At 69.4% G+C, this 18286-nt stretch carries 17 protein-coding genes; 9 read left to right on the plus strand and 8 right to left on the minus strand.

Annotated elements, in window-relative coordinates; translation table 11 throughout:
• Window positions 1–187: 187 nt before the first annotated feature.
• The 7 genes from K5S26_RS07160 to rpmH all read right to left on the minus strand — a co-directional run bounded on the left by K5S26_RS07160 (window position 188) and on the right by rpmH (window position 5097).
• Window positions 188–1237 (minus strand): diacylglycerol/lipid kinase family protein, encoded by a 1050-nt coding sequence (locus K5S26_RS07160; RefSeq protein WP_221857281.1) that lies wholly within the window; start codon window positions 1235–1237, stop codon window positions 188–190.
• Between the two features lie 731 nt (window positions 1238–1968).
• The gene (gene rsmG / locus K5S26_RS07165) at window positions 1969–2607 is read right to left on the minus strand and encodes a 16S rRNA (guanine(527)-N(7))-methyltransferase RsmG (RefSeq protein WP_221857282.1); all 639 of its coding nucleotides are present in this window, start codon (window positions 2605–2607) and stop codon (window positions 1969–1971) included.
• Window positions 2607–3098, minus strand: coding sequence for a Jag family protein (locus K5S26_RS07170; RefSeq protein WP_221857283.1), 492 nt, complete (start codon window positions 3096–3098; stop codon window positions 2607–2609). Before K5S26_RS07170 ends, rsmG begins: the two co-directional genes overlap by 1 nt.
• A gap of 52 nt (window positions 3099–3150) precedes the next feature.
• Window positions 3151–4227 (minus strand): membrane protein insertase YidC, encoded by a 1077-nt coding sequence (yidC, locus tag K5S26_RS07175; protein WP_221857284.1) that lies wholly within the window; start codon window positions 4225–4227, stop codon window positions 3151–3153.
• 6 nt (window positions 4228–4233) lie between these two features.
• On the minus strand, window positions 4234–4584 hold the full coding sequence (yidD, locus tag K5S26_RS07180; RefSeq protein ID WP_221857285.1) for a membrane protein insertion efficiency factor YidD: 351 nt from the start codon (window positions 4582–4584) through the stop codon (window positions 4234–4236).
• Window positions 4581–4934: a ribonuclease P protein component gene (rnpA, locus tag K5S26_RS07185; protein ID WP_221857286.1), complete on the minus strand. Its 354-nt coding sequence runs from the start codon at window positions 4932–4934 to the stop codon at window positions 4581–4583. Before rnpA ends, yidD begins: the two co-directional genes overlap by 4 nt.
• 25 nt (window positions 4935–4959) lie before the next feature.
• On the minus strand, window positions 4960–5097 hold the full coding sequence (gene rpmH, locus K5S26_RS07190; protein ID WP_055988770.1) for a 50S ribosomal protein L34: 138 nt from the start codon (window positions 5095–5097) through the stop codon (window positions 4960–4962).
• 405 nt (window positions 5098–5502) lie between these two features.
• Between rpmH and dnaA the strand changes: the two genes are divergently transcribed.
• The 8 genes from dnaA (at window position 5503) to K5S26_RS07230 (ending at window position 16650) form a co-directional block, all read left to right on the plus strand.
• Window positions 5503–6924 carry a chromosomal replication initiator protein DnaA gene (dnaA, locus tag K5S26_RS07195; protein WP_221857287.1) on the plus strand — a complete coding sequence of 474 codons (1422 nt, stop codon included), beginning with the start codon at window positions 5503–5505 and terminating at the stop codon, window positions 6922–6924.
• A gap of 10 nt (window positions 6925–6934) precedes the next feature.
• Window positions 6935–7894, plus strand: a complete 960-nt coding sequence (locus K5S26_RS07200) for a D-2-hydroxyacid dehydrogenase family protein (RefSeq protein ID WP_221857288.1) — start codon at window positions 6935–6937, stop codon at window positions 7892–7894.
• Between the two features lie 461 nt (window positions 7895–8355).
• Window positions 8356–9498: a DNA polymerase III subunit beta gene (gene dnaN / locus K5S26_RS07205; RefSeq protein WP_221857411.1), complete on the plus strand. Its 1143-nt coding sequence runs from the start codon at window positions 8356–8358 to the stop codon at window positions 9496–9498.
• Window positions 9499–9673: 175 nt separating this feature from the next.
• Complete coding sequence (gene recF, locus K5S26_RS07210) at window positions 9674–10918, plus strand: DNA replication/repair protein RecF (RefSeq protein ID WP_221857289.1); 1245 nt, start codon at window positions 9674–9676, stop codon at window positions 10916–10918.
• Window positions 10915–11403: a DciA family protein gene (locus K5S26_RS07215; RefSeq protein WP_221857290.1), complete on the plus strand. Its 489-nt coding sequence runs from the start codon at window positions 10915–10917 to the stop codon at window positions 11401–11403. The genes recF and K5S26_RS07215 overlap by 4 nt, the downstream gene beginning before the upstream one ends.
• Window positions 11404–11525: 122 nt before the next feature.
• Complete coding sequence (gyrB, locus tag K5S26_RS07220) at window positions 11526–13583, plus strand: DNA topoisomerase (ATP-hydrolyzing) subunit B (protein WP_221857291.1); 2058 nt, start codon at window positions 11526–11528, stop codon at window positions 13581–13583.
• A gap of 113 nt (window positions 13584–13696) precedes the next feature.
• Entirely contained in the window at window positions 13697–16252 is a 2556-nt protein-coding gene (gene gyrA / locus K5S26_RS07225) for a DNA gyrase subunit A (RefSeq protein ID WP_221857292.1), read from the plus strand.
• Window positions 16249–16650 (plus strand): DUF3566 domain-containing protein, encoded by a 402-nt coding sequence (locus K5S26_RS07230; protein ID WP_221857293.1) that lies wholly within the window; start codon window positions 16249–16251, stop codon window positions 16648–16650. Before gyrA ends, K5S26_RS07230 begins: the two co-directional genes overlap by 4 nt.
• 2 nt (window positions 16651–16652) lie before the next feature.
• Here the strand turns inward: K5S26_RS07230 and aztA are convergent, their stop codons facing one another.
• Window positions 16653–17309, minus strand: coding sequence for a zinc ABC transporter ATP-binding protein AztA (gene aztA, locus K5S26_RS07235; RefSeq protein ID WP_221857294.1), 657 nt, complete (start codon window positions 17307–17309; stop codon window positions 16653–16655).
• A gap of 54 nt (window positions 17310–17363) precedes the next feature.
• On the opposite strand from aztA, the gene aztB reads away from it, so the two are divergent.
• Window positions 17364–18284: a zinc ABC transporter permease AztB gene (gene aztB / locus K5S26_RS07240; RefSeq protein ID WP_221857295.1), complete on the plus strand. Its 921-nt coding sequence runs from the start codon at window positions 17364–17366 to the stop codon at window positions 18282–18284.
• Window positions 18285–18286 lie beyond the last annotated feature (2 nt).

Below are 18286 nucleotides of genomic sequence, written 5' to 3' on the forward strand. Positions count from 1 at the left end.
CCGGACTGCCTCTCCCACTCTAACCGCCCCCGCTGACAGAGCCGCACGCCATGTCCCCTTCACCGAGGGTCGCGACTCGCTCCCGCTCGCTCAATCAGCGCAGGGAGAACACGACGCCACCCCTGGTGGTTGAGCGAAGGAGCAAAGCGGCCGCTTCGAAACCACTGCCACCGTTTCACGTGAAACATCAGGCCAGCAGCGTCAGGGATCCAGGAAACACCTCGACCTGGATCGGCAGCGTTCCGATCGGCTCTCCGTCGCCGTAAACCGGGGGCGTCGCAGCGTCCGCTCGCCCCGACCGTACTGTCACCTTCCGGGCCCGCACCGCCCGGAGGTGTCGCGAACGCAGATGTGCGCCGAGCAGCATCAGTGGAAAGAGCCGCGCGGCCGTGAGGCGCCCCACATCGCGCGCCATCACGAGGTCCAGCAGTCCATCGTCCACGCGCGCCGACGGCGCGATGCGGATGCCGCCGCCGATGCTGCGGCCGTTCGCGGCAGTCACCAGAGCGCCACGACTCTTCCATCGCAAGGCTCCGGCCCCACCCGCCTCGGCGTCGCCGAGCCGCATCCCGGGAAAGCTGGTCCGCCCCCGGCCGTCCCGCGCCACGGTGACGCCCGTCGCCTCGAGCGCGTAGTCCCAGGACCGGTAGGCGAAGATCTCCCGCAGGGCGGCGAGCACGTACCGTGCAGACCCGTGCGGCCACCTCATGCCGTTCGCCCGCGCGTTCACCGCGGCGTCGAGCCCGGCGGATACAGCCCCGGCCACCCAGCGCGTCCCACCGAGAACGCCGCCGCCCGAGTCACGCACCCCCGGCGCGCGGTCCACTCCGCCGCCCGTCACGCGCAGCAGATCGACGGATCGCCCGCCCCGCCTCAGTCCCCGGAGAAGGATCGACACCGCTCCGGCGGTGTCGCGGGGGATGCCGGCGGCTGCGGCGAAGTCGTTTCCCGTTCCCACGGGGATGATGCCCAGCGGCACCTGCGTTCCCGCGAGCGCCTGGACACCGAGATGGACCATGCCGTCGCCGCCGACCACGACCAGCGCGTCGAGCCCCTCGGCCAGCGCGTGGCCGACCTGCGCGAGCGCGTCCTCCGCGCTCAGCGCGGAGAGCCCCACGAGGACGTGACCAGCCTCGTCCAGAGCACGCGCCACGTCGACGCCGACCCGCCTGCCCGCGCCACGTCCGGCTGCGGGATTGACGACCAGGCCGATGCGTCGGCCCCCCTCACCCTCCATGAGGGAACAGACTACCGGCGCGTTTCACGTGAAACATCGCCGCGCCCACGCCGACTCGTAGGCGCGTGAGGTTCCCTCATCGGCCGCGAGGGCATGGCGACCACGCGCCGGTGGCGATCCCGGATGTTTCACGTGAAACACGAGCGACCACTGGTAGTCGGAGCTCCGACTGGCGGCGCGTTATCCGTGACACAAAGGCTCAGATGGCGTCGCGAGAGCACACATACAGAAAGGCGCCGTGCGATCGACGCCCGGGCGGCGGCGGCCCGAGTCCACAAATCGCCATGAGCGAGCGGCGTACGGCGTTGCGAGTCCACACTCTGCAGCTCAACGACTCAGCAGACGGCACGTGAAGCGGAGTCCGGCGGTAATCGCGCCGAGAAGCAACCGGCGGAACAGGTACCGCGGGGGAGCGGGCGGTCGAGTCCAGCCGTCGGCCGCGGTGCCGTCTCAGATCGTCCGCCAGGTGCCGCCGCTCGGGCCGAGAGCGTAGGTAGGATCCGAGCGTGGACTGAGGTCGCGTTGTTTCACGTGAAACATTCGTCTGGGCCGAGGAGGCGAGTCGCCCCGTCTCCGGCACGGCACCTGTGGGAGAGCCCGACAGAAGGCCACGGCTGATCGCACGATCCTGGGGTCTTCACCTTCGAGGTGTTTCACGTGAAACAACCCCGCGAGGGGCAGCAAGCCCCGCGTCAGGCCGCGTCCAGACCTGTCCCACCGCACGCCTGGCGTCAGTCGCGCACCGTGGCGCGCACCACGCGCGTCTCCTCGGCAAGGATCCCCTCGCCGAGGATCTCGACCCTCACGTCGGAGAGCCGGTACTTGCGAATGGCCTTCTGGGCCGCGTCGATCTCGCCGGGGGCGCCGGCGCCCTTCAGCAGGATCAGCTCGCCGCCGTCCCGCGCCAATGGCGCGACCCAGGGGATCAGGGTGCGCAGCGCGCTCACCGCACGAGCGGTGACGGCGTCGAGCATGCCCTCGTACCTGCCCGCCTCCTCCGCACGCGCCCGCAGCACCTCGACGTTGTCGAGCCCGAGCCCCGAGACCTGCTCGTCGAGCCAGGCCACACGGCGCTCCATCGGCTCGATGAGCACCCAGCGGATGTCGGGACGAGCGATAGCCAGCACGATGCCCGGCAGGCCGGCGCCGGAGCCCACATCGCCCACGGTCCCCCCGGCGGGGAACAGGGGAGCGGCGATCGCGCTGTTCAGCACGTGCCGAGTCCAGAGTCGCGGCAGCTCGAGAGGCCCGATCAGCCCCCGCTGCTCGCCGTGCTCCGCGAGAGCGGTCGTGAACCGGCGCGCGAGCTCGACACGATCACCGAACAGCTCGACGGCCGCACCGGGCTCCGGCTCGAGGCCCTCGCTCATCAGGCGCGTCGGATGACGGCGTGACGATCGGCGCCCTCGCCGTAAGACTCGGAGACCAGTCCACGCTCGGCCACGATGTCGTGCACGAGCTTGCGCTCGTAGCTCGACATGGCCGGAAGCGACGCCTGCGACGAGCCCTCGTCCAGCCGCGCCACGGCGGCGTCCACGAGCTTTCCGAGCTCGCGCTGCCGCGCGTCCCGCGACCCGCCCACGTCGAGGATGACCCGCGAGAACCGCCCGGTCTTCGCCTGGACCGCGAGTCGCGTGAGCTCCTGCAGCGCCTGAACGGTGTCCGGGTCTGCGAGCGCTGAGAGCGAGTCGCCCTCGGACTCGACCGAGACGTACGCACGTCCCTGCTTCACGTCCAGCGTGAGGTCGCCGTCGACGTCCACGATGTCGAGCAGGCCCTCGACGTAGTCCGCGGCGATGTCGCCCTCGGTCTCGAGGTCGGCCGGGGTGGGAACGTCGCCCGTGTCCTGGGTGGTGCTCATCTTGGCTATCCTCTGCGTTCGCTGATCTTCGTGAAATGCCTGGTCAGAACAACTATTTCGTCGTGGCGACAGTGTCGCCGTCGTCATCCCCGCGGGCCTGCGGCGCGTCCGTCCGCTGCTGCGCCTGCTTCTTCGCGCGCTGCTTGCCCATCGGCTGCTGCCGCTTGGGCTGGGCCGCCTTGCGCTTCTCGACCTCCTCGAGGAGCAGGCGCTGCTCCTCCTCGTACTCGGCGATCGACACGACCTTGCCCTTGGAGTTGAGGGCCTTGCCCCGGCGGGCGAGGCGCTCCTCGCGTGCCTTCGCCGCCTCGGAGCCGGGGGTCGGCATCTCACGGATGACGACGAACTGCTGCCCCATGGTCCACAGGTTGCTGAAGAACCAGTAGAGGACGACACCCAGCGGGAAGAAGACGCCCGAGAAGACGAACGCGAACGGCAGCACCCAGAGCATGATGCGCTGCATCTGGTAGGCCTGGCCGGTCTTGGCCTCGGGGGAGAGGTTCTTCGAGATGATCTGCAGCTGCGTGAAGAACTGCGACAGGATCATGAGCACGACGAGGATCACCATGATGACGACCGTCGCGACCCAGCCCTCGGGCCGCGTGGCCCAGGCGTTCTGCAGCGTCTCGTGGAACGGTGCGAGCTCGAACAGCTTCGCGTCGTTGAACTGCTTGGTCAGCTCGGCGCTCAGGGCGCCCACACCGCCGGTCCCCGCATCGGCATGCCGCTTCACATCGGAGAGCGTGTAGAACAGCGAGAAGAAGATCGGCATCTGCACGAGCAGGGGCCAGCAGCCGCTGAGGGGGCTCGAGCCGTGCTTCTTGTACAGGTCCATGGTCTCGCGGCTCATGGCCTCGCGAGACAGCTGGTCACGCTTGCCGCGATAGCGGTCCTGGATCTTCTTGATCTCCGGCGCGAGCTCCATCATGGCCCGCTGGCTCTTGATCTGCCGGACGAACAGCGGGATCAGCGCACCGCGCACGACCAGCACCACGCCGAGGATCGACAGCATCCAGGTGATGCCGCCCGCCGCCGGCAGGCCCACCGCGGTGAACAGCCAGTGCCAGGCCACGAGGATGAGCTCGACGGCCCATTTCAGGGGCCAGAGGATGGTTCCGAGGAAATCCACGAGGGATCAGTCCTTTCGACGGGGCACGACGAAGCCGTGAGGGGTGAGGTCGTAGCGGTAGGCCGGGTGAGGACGCACGTCGTCCTGGCCACCGGCCGCCCAGGGATGGCACCGGGCGATGCGCGCGGCCGCGAGCACCGATCCTTTCACAAGGCCGTGCTGCTGCACCGCGGTGACCGCGTAGGCCGAGCACGACGGGTAGTAGCGGCAGACGTCGCCGTACAGCGGCGAGATGACGGCCCGGTAGCCGTGAAGCAGGGAGAGCCCCGCGTTGCGGGGCAGCAGCGGCACGGATGCGAGAGCGTCGGTCGCGTGGAAGCGGGCCGAGCCGCGGGCCGACGCCGGCAGCACGCTCACGAGGCGACGCCCTCTCGTGCGGCCCGCCGCGCGAGACAGCGGGTCACCTCGGCGCGGAGCTCCGGATAGGTCGCCGTCGCCGACGAGGGCAGCGCGCGGATGACGACGTCCGCACCGTCGCGCACGTCCGGAAGCGCCTCGGCGCACACGGCCTTGAGGCGCCGGCGGACGGTGTTGCGGGTGACGGCGTCGCCGACGGCCTTGGACACGATGAAGCCGAACCGCGCAGCGCGCGGTTCGGCTGTCATCACGACGTGCGTCACCGTGTGGGCTCCCGCACAACGACCACCCCTGCGGACGACGAACCTGTAGTCGTCCCCGCGGGTCAGTCGTCTCGGCCTCGCGAGCACGGCCAGGGGAGCGGTGCCGGCGGGGTTACGCCGACAGCTCGGCGCGGCCCTTGCCGCGACGGGCGGCGAGGATCGCGCGGCCGGCGCGCGTACGCATGCGGGCGCGGAAGCCGTGCTTCTTGGCGCGACGACGGTTGTTGGGCTGGAAGGTGCGCTTGCTCATGGGATCACTCCGGAGAAGGTGTCACCGGGATGAAGTCTGCCGGAGACGTGGATGTGTACGGGAATGCCAAGAAGGCATAAGTCAACCGATCTAGAGTACGTCCGGTCCTGCGATTCGCGCAAACCAGCGCCGGCAACCTGACAGTATCTCCACAGCCGCGGACCGCGCCGGGCAGGGACACGCCTCGAGCCCGACGTCGACCCCGAACGGCGTGCGCAGGCGACGGTGTCGTCGCTCCGCTCGCGCCGGCGTCCCAGGATCCCCGATCCGGGACACACATTTGCCGTGCGGCCCTCGGATGACTAGCGTTGCAGAAGTTATCCACAGGCCGATGCCCGTGTTCACGCCGAGACATCGACTCCGCGAGGATGCCCTGTGGATCGTGCAGGACTCATGAGGGGGACCATGTCCACGCAAGACGTTCCGCCCGGACAGCGGATCCCGGATGTCCCGGTCTGGCGAGCGGTGCTCGCCCAGCTGGACGAGGACACCCGGGTCACACCGCAGCTCAAGGGCTTCCTGAGCCTCGTCGCCGCCGAGGGCGTGATGGGCGGGACGCTGTATCTGGCGGTGCCGAACGATCTGACCGCGGCGCAGATCACCAAGCGCCTGCGTGAGCCCATCATGGAGGCGCTGGCCCGCATCGGCGACGACGCGCAGTCCTTCCGCGTCACGGTGAACCCCGAGCTCTCCGAGCCGCAGTTCCCCGCGAACCTGCCCCCCGTCGCGGAGCCGCCCGCACAGCCGCAGCGCCCGGTGGCCGACAATCCCACGCCCGAGCCGCAGACCCCCAGTCGCAACGACACGCGTCTGAACCCGAAGTACACCTTCGACAACTTCGTCATCGGCCAGTCCAACCGCTTCGCGCACGCCGCGGCGGTGGCCGTCGCGGAGGCGCCGGCGAAGGCGTACAACCCGCTGTTCATCTACGGCGACTCGGGACTCGGCAAGACGCACCTCCTCCACGCGATCGGCAACTACGCGCAGAACCTGTACGCGGGGGTGCGGGTGAGGTACGTGTCGAGCGAGGAGTTCACGAACGACTTCATCAACTCGATCGCGAACAACCGTGGAGCCGCGTTCAACGCCCGCTACCGCGACGTCGACATCCTGCTGATCGACGACATCCAGTTCCTCCAGGGCAAGGCCGAGACGCAGGAGGCCTTCTTCCACACGTTCAACACCCTGCACGACCACGACAAGCAGGTCGTGATCACGTCGGACGTCGCCCCCAAGCACCTCACGGGCTTCGAGGACCGGATGCGCTCCCGCTTCGAGTGGGGCCTCATCACCGACGTGCAGGCGCCGGACCTCGAGACCCGCATCGCGATCCTGCGCAAGAAGGCGCAGTCGGAACGCCTCTACATCCCGGACGACGTGGTCGAGTACATCGCCACCGTCGTCTCGACCAACATCCGCGAGCTCGAGGGCGCTCTGATCCGCGTCTCCGCCTTCGCCAGCCTGAACCGCTCGGACGTCGACATCCAGCTCGCCCAGAACGTGCTGCGGGACATCGTCGACCAGACCGAGGAGAACGTCGTCTCGGAGAACGACATCATCACCGCCACGGCGTCCTACTTCAAGCTCACCGTCGACGACCTCTACGGCTCGAGCAGGTCGCAGGCCGTCGCGCAGGCCCGGCAGATCGCGATGTACCTGTGCCGCGAGCGCACGAGCCTGTCGCTGCCGAAGATCGGCCAGCTCTTCGGGGGCCGCGATCACACGACCGTGATGTACGCCTACAAGAAGATCAGCGAGCTCATGAAGGAGCGCCGCTCGATCTACAACCAGGTGACCGAGATCACCACGCAGCTCGGCCGCCGCTGACGGAGCGACCGTGACGCGCGTCATCATCCTGCTCGACGACTACCAGGATGCGGCGCGCGGGTTCGCTCCGTGGCACGAGCTCGCCGGATGGGACGTGCGGGCCCTGCACGAGCCCCATCCCGACGAGGACGCCCTGGTGCGCGCGCTCGTCGACGCGACCGCCGTCGTGGCGATGCGGGAGCGCACGCCCTTCCCGCGGCGGGTGCTCGAGCGTCTGCCACGGCTGCGACTGCTGATCACGACGGGACAGGCGAACGCCGCGATCGATGTCGCCTCGGCCGCCGAGCTCGGCATCGCCGTGTGCGGCACCCGCGGCTCGGCGCACGCCGCGCCCGAGCTGTCGTGGGGGCTGCTGATGAGCGCCGTCCGCGACATCCCCGGTCAGCAGGCGGTGCTGCGTGAGGGGAGCCGCTGGCAGACGGCGATCGGCACCGAGCTGCACGGACGCACCCTGGGCATCGTCGGGCTGGGCAGGATCGGCAGCCGGATGGCGGAGTACGCCCGGGCGTTCGGCATGGAGGTCCTCGCGTGGAGCCCGCACCTCACGACCGAGCGCGCGGTCGCCGCGGGCGCGACGGCGGTCGACAAGCAAGAGCTCTTCACGCGCTCGGACATCGCGACGTTGCACCTTCGCCTGTCCGACAGCACGAGACACGTCGTGGGAGCGACGGAGCTCGCAGCGCTCGGGCCGTCATCGCTCCTGGTCAACACAGCGCGGGCGGGCCTCGTCGACACGCCGGCCCTGATCCAGGCCCTGCGATCGGGCACGATCGGCGGCGCGGCGCTCGACGTCTTCGACCGCGAGCCGCTGCCCGCCGACGACCCGCTGCTCAGCGCGCCCCGCACCCTGCTCACCCCGCACCTCGGCTACGTCACGCGCGAGCAGTACTCCCTCTTCTACGCCGACGCCCTCGAGGACGTCCTGGCCTGGCAGGACGGTGCGCCAGTGCGCCTCCTGAGCCCCGCCTGACCGACCCGCGCGGCATTCCCGCCTCCGCACGTGTCGGCTCGTGTGACGTATGCCCCGATCCGCGCTTGACAGCCTTCCGGACGAGCCTCTATAAGACTTCTCCCCAGTGTGGAAAACTTGTGGATAACTGTTGAGACACGCCCTGAGGGATGTGAACGACACGCGAACGCGATGTGGATGCACGCGATCCGTCCCTCGTCGCGAGCTCGGTTCCGTCCCCCGTCCGTCCGCAGCGGATCCACATCTCACACCTGTGTAGTTCCCTACGCGCGACAAGGATCCACAGACTTATCCACATTTTCCACAGGCGTTAACACCGTTAAGAGATCTCTTCTTCTCTTCGGGCCTGCGATGACCTTCACGGCTGTGAAGCCGGAATCACACGAATCGGAGCGGGGCACTAGCATGGGATTCCCATGGCGGCCGGATCCGCGGTCGTGTGTCATTCGAGGGAGCGCTACGTGAAGTTCCACGTCAACCGTGACGTCTTCAGTGAGGCCGTTTCGTTCGTCGTCAAGCTGCTCCCGCAGCGCAACCCCCAGCCGATCCTGGCGGGTGTGCTGATCGAGGCGACCGAGGACGGTGCGCTCGCGCTGTCCGCGTTCGACTACGAGGCGTCGGCTCGCACGACGATCGAGGCGACCATCGACGAGCCCGGCACGATCCTCGTGCACGGTCGACTGCTGTCCGACATCGCCAGCCGCCTGCCGAACGCACCGATCCAGATGACCACCGAAGAGGACGGCAACATCGCCCTCACCTGCGGCTCGGCGCGCTTCAACCTCGCCTCGATGCCCGTCGAGGAATACCCCGCCATCCCCGAGGTCTCCGGAGAGTCGGGGCTCGTCCCCGCCGACGACTTCGCCACGGCGATCGCGCAGGTCGCCTTCGCCGCCTCCCGCGACGACGTCACCCCCGTCCTCACCGGCGTGCAGCTCGAGGTCACGGGTCAGCAGCTCAGCCTCGTCGCCACCGACCGGTACCGCGTGGCGCTCCGCGACATCGACTGGGACGGCGGACAGGAGGAGGCGCACGCCCTGGTGCCGGCGCGCACCCTGCAGGAGGTCGGCAAGACCTTCTCGCACGGCGGCAACATCTCGATCGCCTTCTCCGGATCGGGCGACCGCGAGATCATCGCCTTCACGGCCGGCAACAAGACGGTCACCTCGCTGCTGATCAAGGGCAACTTCCCGCCCGTCCGCCGTCTGTTCCCCGAGCAGACCGAGCACTACGCCGTCGTCAACACCGGCGAGCTCACCGAAGCCGTGCGCCGCGTCGCCCTCGTGCTCGACCGGTCGGCGCCGCTGCGGTTCACGTTCACCACCTCGTCGGTGACGATGGACGCCTCCGGCGGCGAGCAGGCACGCGCCTCCGAGTCCGTCGACGCGCACCTGCAGGGCGAGGACGTCACGCTGGGCCTGAACCCGCAGTACCTCCTCGAGTCGCTCTCCGCGGTGAAGAGCGAGTTCGTGCGCATCACGTTCACGTCGAGCGACAACGCCAACAAGCTCAGCCCCGTGCTGGTGACGAGCCAGACGTCGGTCGACCAGGCCGGCGCGGACTCGTTCAAGTACCTGCTGCAGCCGAACCTGCTGCTGCGGTAGCGGCTCGAGCGGCGCATCGCGCCGCCGCTGTCCGGTCGTTGAGCGAGCGAAGCGAGTCGAAACGGAGCAACATGTCCGTGAGCACAAGCCGCGAGAGGCGTGACCGTTCCGACTCGTCGCTTCGCTCCTCGCTCGACGACCGATGGGGCGGCGCGCTTCGCCCGCGGAGTGGAACATGATCGTCGAGCACCTGAGTCTCAAGGACTTCCGCAATTACGCGGAGGCGGAGCTCGAGCTCCGACCCGGCCCGAACGTGCTGGTCGGCCGCAACGGCCAGGGCAAGACCAACCTGGCGGAGGCGATCGCCTACCTCGCGACGCTCGGATCGCACCGGGTCTCGGCCGACGCCCCGCTGGTGCTCGAAGGCAAGGACGCCGCCTTCATCCGTGCAAGGCTCGCGCACGGCGAACGCCGCGTGACGCTCGAGCTGCAGGTGAACAAGCAGGGGTCGAACAAGGCCCGCATCGGCGGCTCCCCCGTTCGCACGAACGAGCTGCCGCGCTATGCCCAGGTCGTCCTGTTCGCACCGGAGGACCTGCAGATCGTGCGCGGAGACCCGTCGTCGCGCCGGCGCTTCGCCGATCAGCTGCTCGTGCAGCGCACCCCTCGGATGTCGGCGGTCCTGGGCGACTACGACCGCACCCTTCGTCAGCGCACGGCCCTGCTGAAGTCGGCGCGGGCACGCGGCATGAAGAACGCCCAGCTGCCGACCCTCGACGTGTGGGACGACAAGCTCGTCGCGCTCGGGTCGGAGATCATCGACGCGCGGGCCCGGCTGGCGCAGGACCTCGCCTCGCCCGTCGCCGAGGCGTACGCCGCGATCGCGGGAGAGGACCACCGGCCGCAGCTCGAATGGGCTCTGTCCGTGCGGGGAGGCGATCCCGAGTCGAGCGAGGTCGCGCAGGGCGGCGCGGCGACCCGGTCCGGTGCGACCGCCGAGCTCTTCCGCTCCGCGCTGCAGGAACGGCGCGCGGCCGAGCTCGAGCGGGGCCTGACCCTGGTCGGGCCTCATCGCGACGACCTGCTCCTTCGGGTGCGGGGCCTCCCTGTGAAGGGGTATGCGTCGCACGGCGAATCGTGGTCGGTCGCGCTGGCCCTGCGCCTCGCGTCCGCCGAGCTGCTTCGCGCCGAGTCGCCGGGCGGCGACCCCGTGCTGATCCTCGACGACGTGTTCGCCGAGCTGGACGCCGACCGGCGCGCGCGTCTCGCGGGCGTCGTCGCCGGCTACGAGCAGGTGCTCGTCACCGCGGCGGTCGCCGGCGACGTCCCGGAGGCCCTGCGGGCGAACGCGGTGCGGATCGAGGCCGGTCGCGTGCTCGGCACGCTCAGCGACCACCCGCTGGAGCGGCCCGAGGCGATGTCGCCCGCGGCGCCGGCCCCCGCGGGCGACGACGCGCGATCGGCGGACGGCGACGCATGAGCGACGACATCCCCGAGACGATCGCGACGTACCTCCGGCTGCGCGGCCTCAAGCCGAGCAAGCGCGCGCAGTGGAAGAAGCGTCGTCGCCGCGGCGGGGACGACGACGAGAACCAGCCGTTCACCGCCGGGCGCGATCCCGGCTCGCTCGGTGACGCCCTCGACAAGCTCACGACGTCGAACGGGTGGGCACCGCAGCTGGCGCGGGAGGATCTGGTGCGCCAGTGGGAGGACGTCGCCGGCGCGGACACCGCGCAGCACTCCAGCCCGGTGTCGCTCGAGGGCGGCATGCTCACCATCCAGTGCGACTCGACGGCGTGGGCGAAGAACCTCTCCTATATGCGGTCGCACATCCTGACGCAGATCGTCACGCGCTACCCCGCGGCGGGGGTCGAGTCGGTGCGCTTCGTCGGGCCGGACGTCCCCACCTGGAAATGGGGTCGCAGATCGATTCCAGGGCGGGGCCCGCGCGATACCTACGGCTAGGCCACGTCCAGGGGTGTCCGGTTCGTTTTTCTCGCGCCTGTGGGCCTGTCACGGCCGATGGGGGACCCGCCGTTCGATAGGATGGCGGGGCACCCGAATACAGATGTGGAGCGCCCTGTCAGATGACGAGTGACAACCAGGACGAGCAGAACGCGCCGACGGACCCGACCCCCTCTGCGGAGACCAGCGGAATGAAGGTCGGAGGCGAGTACGGCGCCGACGCGATCCAGGTCCTCGAGGGTCTCGAGGCCGTCCGCAAGCGGCCCGGCATGTACATCGGCTCCACCGGCCCCCGCGGTCTGCACCACCTCGTCTACGAGATCGTCGACAACTCGGTCGACGAGCACCTCGCGGGATACTGCGACACGATCGTCGTCACGCTGCTCGAGGACGGCGGCCTGCGCGTCGACGACAACGGCCGCGGCATCCCGGTCGCGATGCACAAGACCGAGGGCAAGTCGACGCTGGAGGTCGTGCTCACCGTGCTGCACGCGGGCGGCAAGTTCGGCGGCGGCGGGTACGCCGTGTCGGGCGGCCTGCACGGCGTCGGCTCGTCGGTCGTCAACGCGCTGTCGACGCGCCTCGACGCGGTGGTGAAGCGCGACGGCCACGTCTGGCGGCAGTCGTTCCAGAACGGCGGCGTCCCGATCGGCGCGATCGAGGAGGGCGAGGAGACCGACGAGACCGGCACGGTCATCACCTTCTGGCCCGACGCGGCGATCTTCACCGAGACCACGGCCTTCGACTACGAGACCCTGCGCACCCGGTTCCAGCAGACGGCGTTCCTCAACAAGGGCCTGCGCATCGAGCTGTACGACGAGCGCGCCGACTCCATCGAGGAGGTGCAGAAGGAGGACGGCTCGACCGAGCTCGTCAAGCGGCACAACGTCTTCCACTACGAGCGCGGTCTCGTCGACTACGTCGAGTACCTCAACAAGGTGCGCAAGGCCGACCACGTCAACGAGGACATCATCCAGTTCGAGCAGGAGCAGGCCGACGGCCGGATGTCGGTCGAGATCGCGATGCAGTGGACCACCTCGTACAGCGAGAACGTCTTCACCTACGCGAACATGATCAACACGCACGAGGGCGGGACGCACGAGGAGGGGTTCCGTGCGGCGCTCACGACCCTCGTCAACAAGTACGCGCGCGCGAACAGCATCCTCAAGGAGAAGGAGGACAACCTCACCGGCGACGACGTGCGCGAGGGCCTGACCGCCGTCATCTCCGTGAAGCTGTCCGAGCCCCAGTTCGAGGGCCAGACGAAGACCAAGCTCGGCAACACCGAGGCGAAGGCGTTCGTGCAGAAGGTGGTCGGCGACCAGCTGGCCGACTGGTTCGAGCGCAACCCGCAGCAGGCGAAGAACGTCATCCGCAAGGCCATCGACGCGGCGACCGCCCGGCTCGCCGCCCGCAAGGCCCGCGAGACCGCGCGGCGCAAGAGCGTCTTCGAGTCGGCGGCCATGCCCGACAAGCTGAAGGACTGCACGTCCAAGGACCCGTCGATCAGCGAGATCTTCCTGGTGGAGGGCGACTCGGCCGGCGGCTCCGCCGTCGGCGGGCGCGACCCGCACACGCAGGCGATCCTCGCTCTGCGCGGCAAGATCCTGAACGTCGAGCGCGCACGCATCGACAAGGCGCTGGGCAACAAAGAGGTCCAGGCGATGATCCAGGCCTTCGGCACGGGCATCGGCCCGGAGTTCGACATCGAGAAGGCGCGCTATCACAAGATCGTGCTGATGACGGATGCCGACGTCGACGGCCAGCACATCACCACGCTGCTGCTCACCCTCCTGTTCCGCTACATGCGCGGCCTCATCGAGGCGGGCTTCGTCTACCTCGCCATGCCGCCGCTCTACCGGCTGAAGTGGTCCAACTCGCCTTACGAGTACGTCTACAGCGACCGTGAGCGCGACGCGCTGCTCAAGGACGGCGCGGCCTCCGGCAAGCGCATCCCGAAGGAGGCCGGCATCCAGCGCTACAAGGGTCTCGGCGAGATGAACGACCACGAGCTGTGGGACACGACGATGAACCCCGAGACCCGCACGCTGCGGCAGGTCACGATCGACGACGCGGCCGCCGCCGACGAGATCTTCTCCGTGCTGATGGGTGAGGACGTCGAGTCCCGGCGCTCGTTCATCCAGCGCAACGCGAAGGACGTGAGGTTCCTCGACATCTAGTCGACGTGCTTCGACTCCTGCGGACTCCGGCCTTATCCCCCGGACCCGGTCGTTGAGCGAGCGAAGCGAGTCGAAACGGTGGAAACGAACCTCCTGATGAAGCGAAGAGACACATGACTGACGAGAACGAAGAGCGTCCCGACGTGAACGCCGCGCACAATCACGGCCGGATCGACCAGGTCGACCTCCAGTCGGAGATGCAGCGCAGCTACCTCGACTACGCGATGAGCGTGATCGTCGGGCGCGCGCTGCCCGACGTGCGTGACGGTCTGAAGCCCGTGCACCGCCGCGTCGTGTACGCGATGTACGACGGCGGGTACCGTCCCGACAAGAAGTTCTCGAAGTGCGCCCGCGTCGTGGGCGAGGTCATGGGTCAGTACCACCCCCACGGCGACTCGGCGATCTACGACGCCCTCGTCCGTCTCGTCCAGCCGTGGTCGCTGCGCTACCCGCTCGCGCAGGGGCAGGGCAACTTCGGCTCCCCGGGCAACCAGGGCGCCGCGGCCCCGCGGTACACCGAGACGAAGATGGCGGCCCTCGCGCTCGAGATGGTGCGCGACATCGAGCAGGAGACCGTCGACTTCGAGCCGAACTACGACGGCGAGACCCAGGAGCCCACGGTCCTGCCGGCGCGGTTCCCGAACCTGCTCGTCAACGGCTCCGTCGGCATCGCGGTCGGCATGGCGACGAACATCCCGCCGCACAACCTGCGCGAGGTCTCCGACGGTGCGCTGTTTGCGCTCGAGAACCCGCAGCTGCCGCGCGAGGAGCTGCTCGAGGGGCTCATCCAGCGCATCCCGGGCCCGGACTTCCCGACCGGCGCGCAGATCCTCGGCACCAAGGGCGTGCTCGAGGCGTACCGCACGGGCCGCGGCTCGATCACGATGCGCGCGGTCGTCGAGATCGAGGAGATCCAGGGCCGGACGTGCCTCGTGATCACCGAGCTGCCGTACCAGGTGAACCCCGACAACCTCGCGGTGAAGATCGGCGAGCTGGCCCGCGAGGGCAAGGTCAACGGCATCGCCGACATCCGCGACGAGACGTCGAGCCGAACCGGCCAGCGCCTCGTGGTGGTGCTCAAGCGCGACGCGGTCGCGAAGGTGGTGCTGAACAACCTCTACAAGCACACCGAGCTGCAGACGAACTTCGGCGCCAACATGCTGGCGATCGTTGACGGCGTGCCGCGCACGCTGCCGCTCGACGGCTTCATCGGGTACTGGATCACCCACCAGCTCGAGGTGATCGTCCGCCGCACGCAGTTCCGGCTGCGCAAGGCCGAGGAGCGCATGCACATCCTGCGCGGCTACCTGGCCGCGCTCGACGCCCTCGACGAGGTCATCGCCCTCATCCGTCGCTCGCCCACGGTCGACGAGGCACGTGAGGGCCTGAAGGGCCTGCTGAAGATCGACGACATCCAGGCCGACGCGATCCTGTCGATGCAGCTGCGTCGACTCGCGGCCCTGGAGCGCCAGAAGATCGTCGACGAGGCCGCCGAGCTCGAGGCGCAGATCGAGGACTTCAAGGCGATCATCGCCGACGAGGGACGTCAGCGCACGATCGTCCGCGACGAGCTCACCGAGATCGTCGACCGCTTCGGCGACGAGCGGCGCACGCACATCCTGCACGGCTTCGACGGCGACGTGTCCATGGAGGACCTCATCGCCGAGGAGGACATGGTCGTCACGGTCACCCGTGAGGGCTACGTCAAGCGCACGCGGAGCGACAACTACCGGTCGCAGCGGCGGGGCGGCAAGGGGGTGCGCGGCGCACAGCTGCGCGCGGACGACGTCGTCGAGCACTTCTTCGTCACGACCACCCACCACTGGCTGCTGTTCTTCACCACGAAGGGGCGGGTCTACCGCACCAAGACGTACGAGCTGCCCGAGGCCGGGCGCGACGCGAAGGGCATGCACGTCGCGAACCTGCTGGCGCTGCAGCCGGACGAGCAGATCGCCCAGATCATCGAGCTGAAGAACTACGAGGCCGCCGAGAACCTGGTGCTCGTCACCCGTGCGGGCCTCGTGAAGAAGACGCGCCTGACCGAGTACGACTCGAACCGTCAGGGCGGCATCATCGCGATCAAGCTGCGCGAGGACGACGAGCTCGTCAGCGCGCTGCTGGTCGACTCGAGCGACGACATCCTGATGATCAGCCGCGGCGGGCAGTCGCTGCGGTTCTCGGCGACCGACGAGGCGCTGCGCCCGCTCGGACGTTCGACGAGCGGCGTGAAGGGCATGTCGTTCCGCGAGGGCGACGACCTGCTGTCGGCGTCGGTCGCGAGGTCCGAGGGCTACGTGTTCGTGGTCACCGAGGGCGGCTTCGCCAAGCGCACGCACGTCGACGAGTACCGCGTGCAGGGGCGCGGCGGACTGGGCATCAAGGTCGCGAAGCTGTCGGATGAGCGGGGCGGTCTGGCGGGCGGTCTCATCGTCTCCGCGGACGACGAGGTGCTCGTGGTTCTCGCCAAGGGCAAGGTGGTACGCTCGGCCGTTGCCGAGGTCCCCGCCAAGGGCCGCGACACGATGGGCGTGCTGTTCGCGCGTCCGGACAAGGACGACCGCATCCTCGCCATCGCTCGCAACACCGAGCGTGCCGTCGCGGTCGAGGAGGGCGACGCCGAGGACGACGGCGAGGCCTCCGCTCCCGAGACCCCCGGAGACAACGCATGAGCACGGTAGCCGACAAGCTCGCCAAGAAGTCCACCCACAAGACCAGCGCCAAGCAGGTGCGCCTGCGACTGGTGTACATCGACTTCTGGTCGGCCGTGAAGCTGTCGTTCCTCGCGGCGGTCGCGCTGGCAGTGGTGACGATCGTGTCGTTCTTCCTGATCTACATGGTCTTGCAGACCACGGGCCTGATCGCGCAGATGGACGAGCTGTTCCAGAGCTTCTCGCAGGAGTTCTCGATTTCGCAGTTCATCGGCCTGCCGCAGGTGATGGCGTTCGCGACCGTGATCGCGATCCTCAACCTGGTGGTCGTCACCGTGCTCGGCGCGGTGCTCGCCGGCATCTACAACCTGGCGGTCAAGGTGACCGGCGGCGTGCTGGTCGGCTTCACCTCGAACTGACGTCAGGCGGCCGGGTCGGTCGCCGCGCGCCCGCTGTCCAGGCGGATCACGCGGTCGGCCGCGGCTATCGACTCGGGGTCGTGCGTGACGCACGCGACCGCCGCGCCGCGCTGCGCCTCCTCCGCGAGGATCTGCCTCGTGCGCGAGCGGCTGGCGGCGTCGAGGCCGGCGGCCGGCTCGTCGAGCAGGATCAGCGCCGGCGCGCGCACGATCCCCTGGGCGAGCAGCGCACGCTGGCGCTGACCTCCGGAGAGGTCGGCGAACGGCCGGCGCTCGAGACCCTCCAGGCCGACGCGGTGGATCGCGCTCACCACCGCAGCACGATGCTTGGGACGCGCACCCCTCGTCGCCGGCAGTGACGACGCGCGCGCCCACAGCCCCAATTCCACGACGTCGCGGACGGTGAGCGGCAGGCTCGTGGGCGCGGCCGGGTGCTGCACCACCAGCGCCGGCGGTTCGGCGCGCTCGACCGTGCCCGCGCGCGGGCTCAGCACGCCGGCCATGAGCTCCAGCAGGGTTGACTTGCCCGCGCCGTTCGGCCCCGCGATCGCGGTGACCGTGCCGTAGGGGATGTGGACCGAGATGTCCGCGATGACGTCCGTCGGTCCGTAGCCGAAGGACAGCGACCGCGTGAGGATCGCGGGGCGGTGGGTGGGCATCCCTCGATCATAGCGATTGATAATCATTCTCATTTTCGGCTAGCCTCGTCATCCGTGTCCACTCTCGACTGGCTGATCGCCCCCTTCCACGCCGACTTCGTGCTGCGCGCGCTCGGCGGCGGCGTGCTGGTCGCCCTCGTGTGCGGCGTGGTCGGAACCTGGGTCGTGATCCGCGGGATGGCGTTCCTCGGCGAGGCGATCGGCCACGGCATGCTGCCGGGTGTCGCGATCGCGACCGTGGTGGGCGCCCCTGTCGTGCTCGGCGCCGCGTTGAGCGCGGTCGCGATGAGCGCGGCGATCGGGCTGTTGCAGCGGCGGGGTCGCCTCTCGTACGACACGAGCATCGGGCTGCTCTTCGTCGGCATGCTCTCGCTGGGCGTCATCATCGTCTCGCACTCGCGCAGCTTTGCCACCGACGCCACGGCGCTGCTGTTCGGCGACATCCTGGCCGTCCGTCCGGAGGACCTTGCGCTGCTCGCCGCGGCTGCGGTCGTCACCTGCGTCGTCGCGACGGCGATGCACCGGTCGTTCGTCGCCACGGCCTTCGACGCCCGTATCGCGCACACGCTCGGACTGCGGCCGCGCGTCGCGCAGGTCGCGCTGGTCGGCCTGGTGGCCCTGGCGGTCGTCGCCTCCTACCAGGCCGTCGGCACGCTGCTGGTCGTCGGCCTGCTGCTCGCGCCGGCCGTCGCCGCTCGCGCCTGGGCGGCCCGGATCCCCGCGATCATGGCGCTCGCCACGATGATCGGCTCGGCGGCGGTGCTGATCGGGCTGCTCGTGTCCTGGTACGGAGGCACCGCCGCAGGCGCGTCGATCGCGGGCGCCGCGGTGGCGCTGGCGGCGGTGTCGGGCGGCCTCCGCGCCGTTCGAGACGCCGTCCGACGGCGACGGCGGAACGGGCCTGATCACGCATCGTCCGGGCGCCCCGCCGCGTCGTCGACCGAGTCTCTCTCCGCCGCCGTCCGCGTGCCCTGAAC

Source organism: Microbacterium marinilacus (genome assembly GCF_019753765.1).
Lineage (GTDB): Bacteria > Actinomycetota > Actinomycetes > Actinomycetales > Microbacteriaceae > Microbacterium > Microbacterium marinilacus.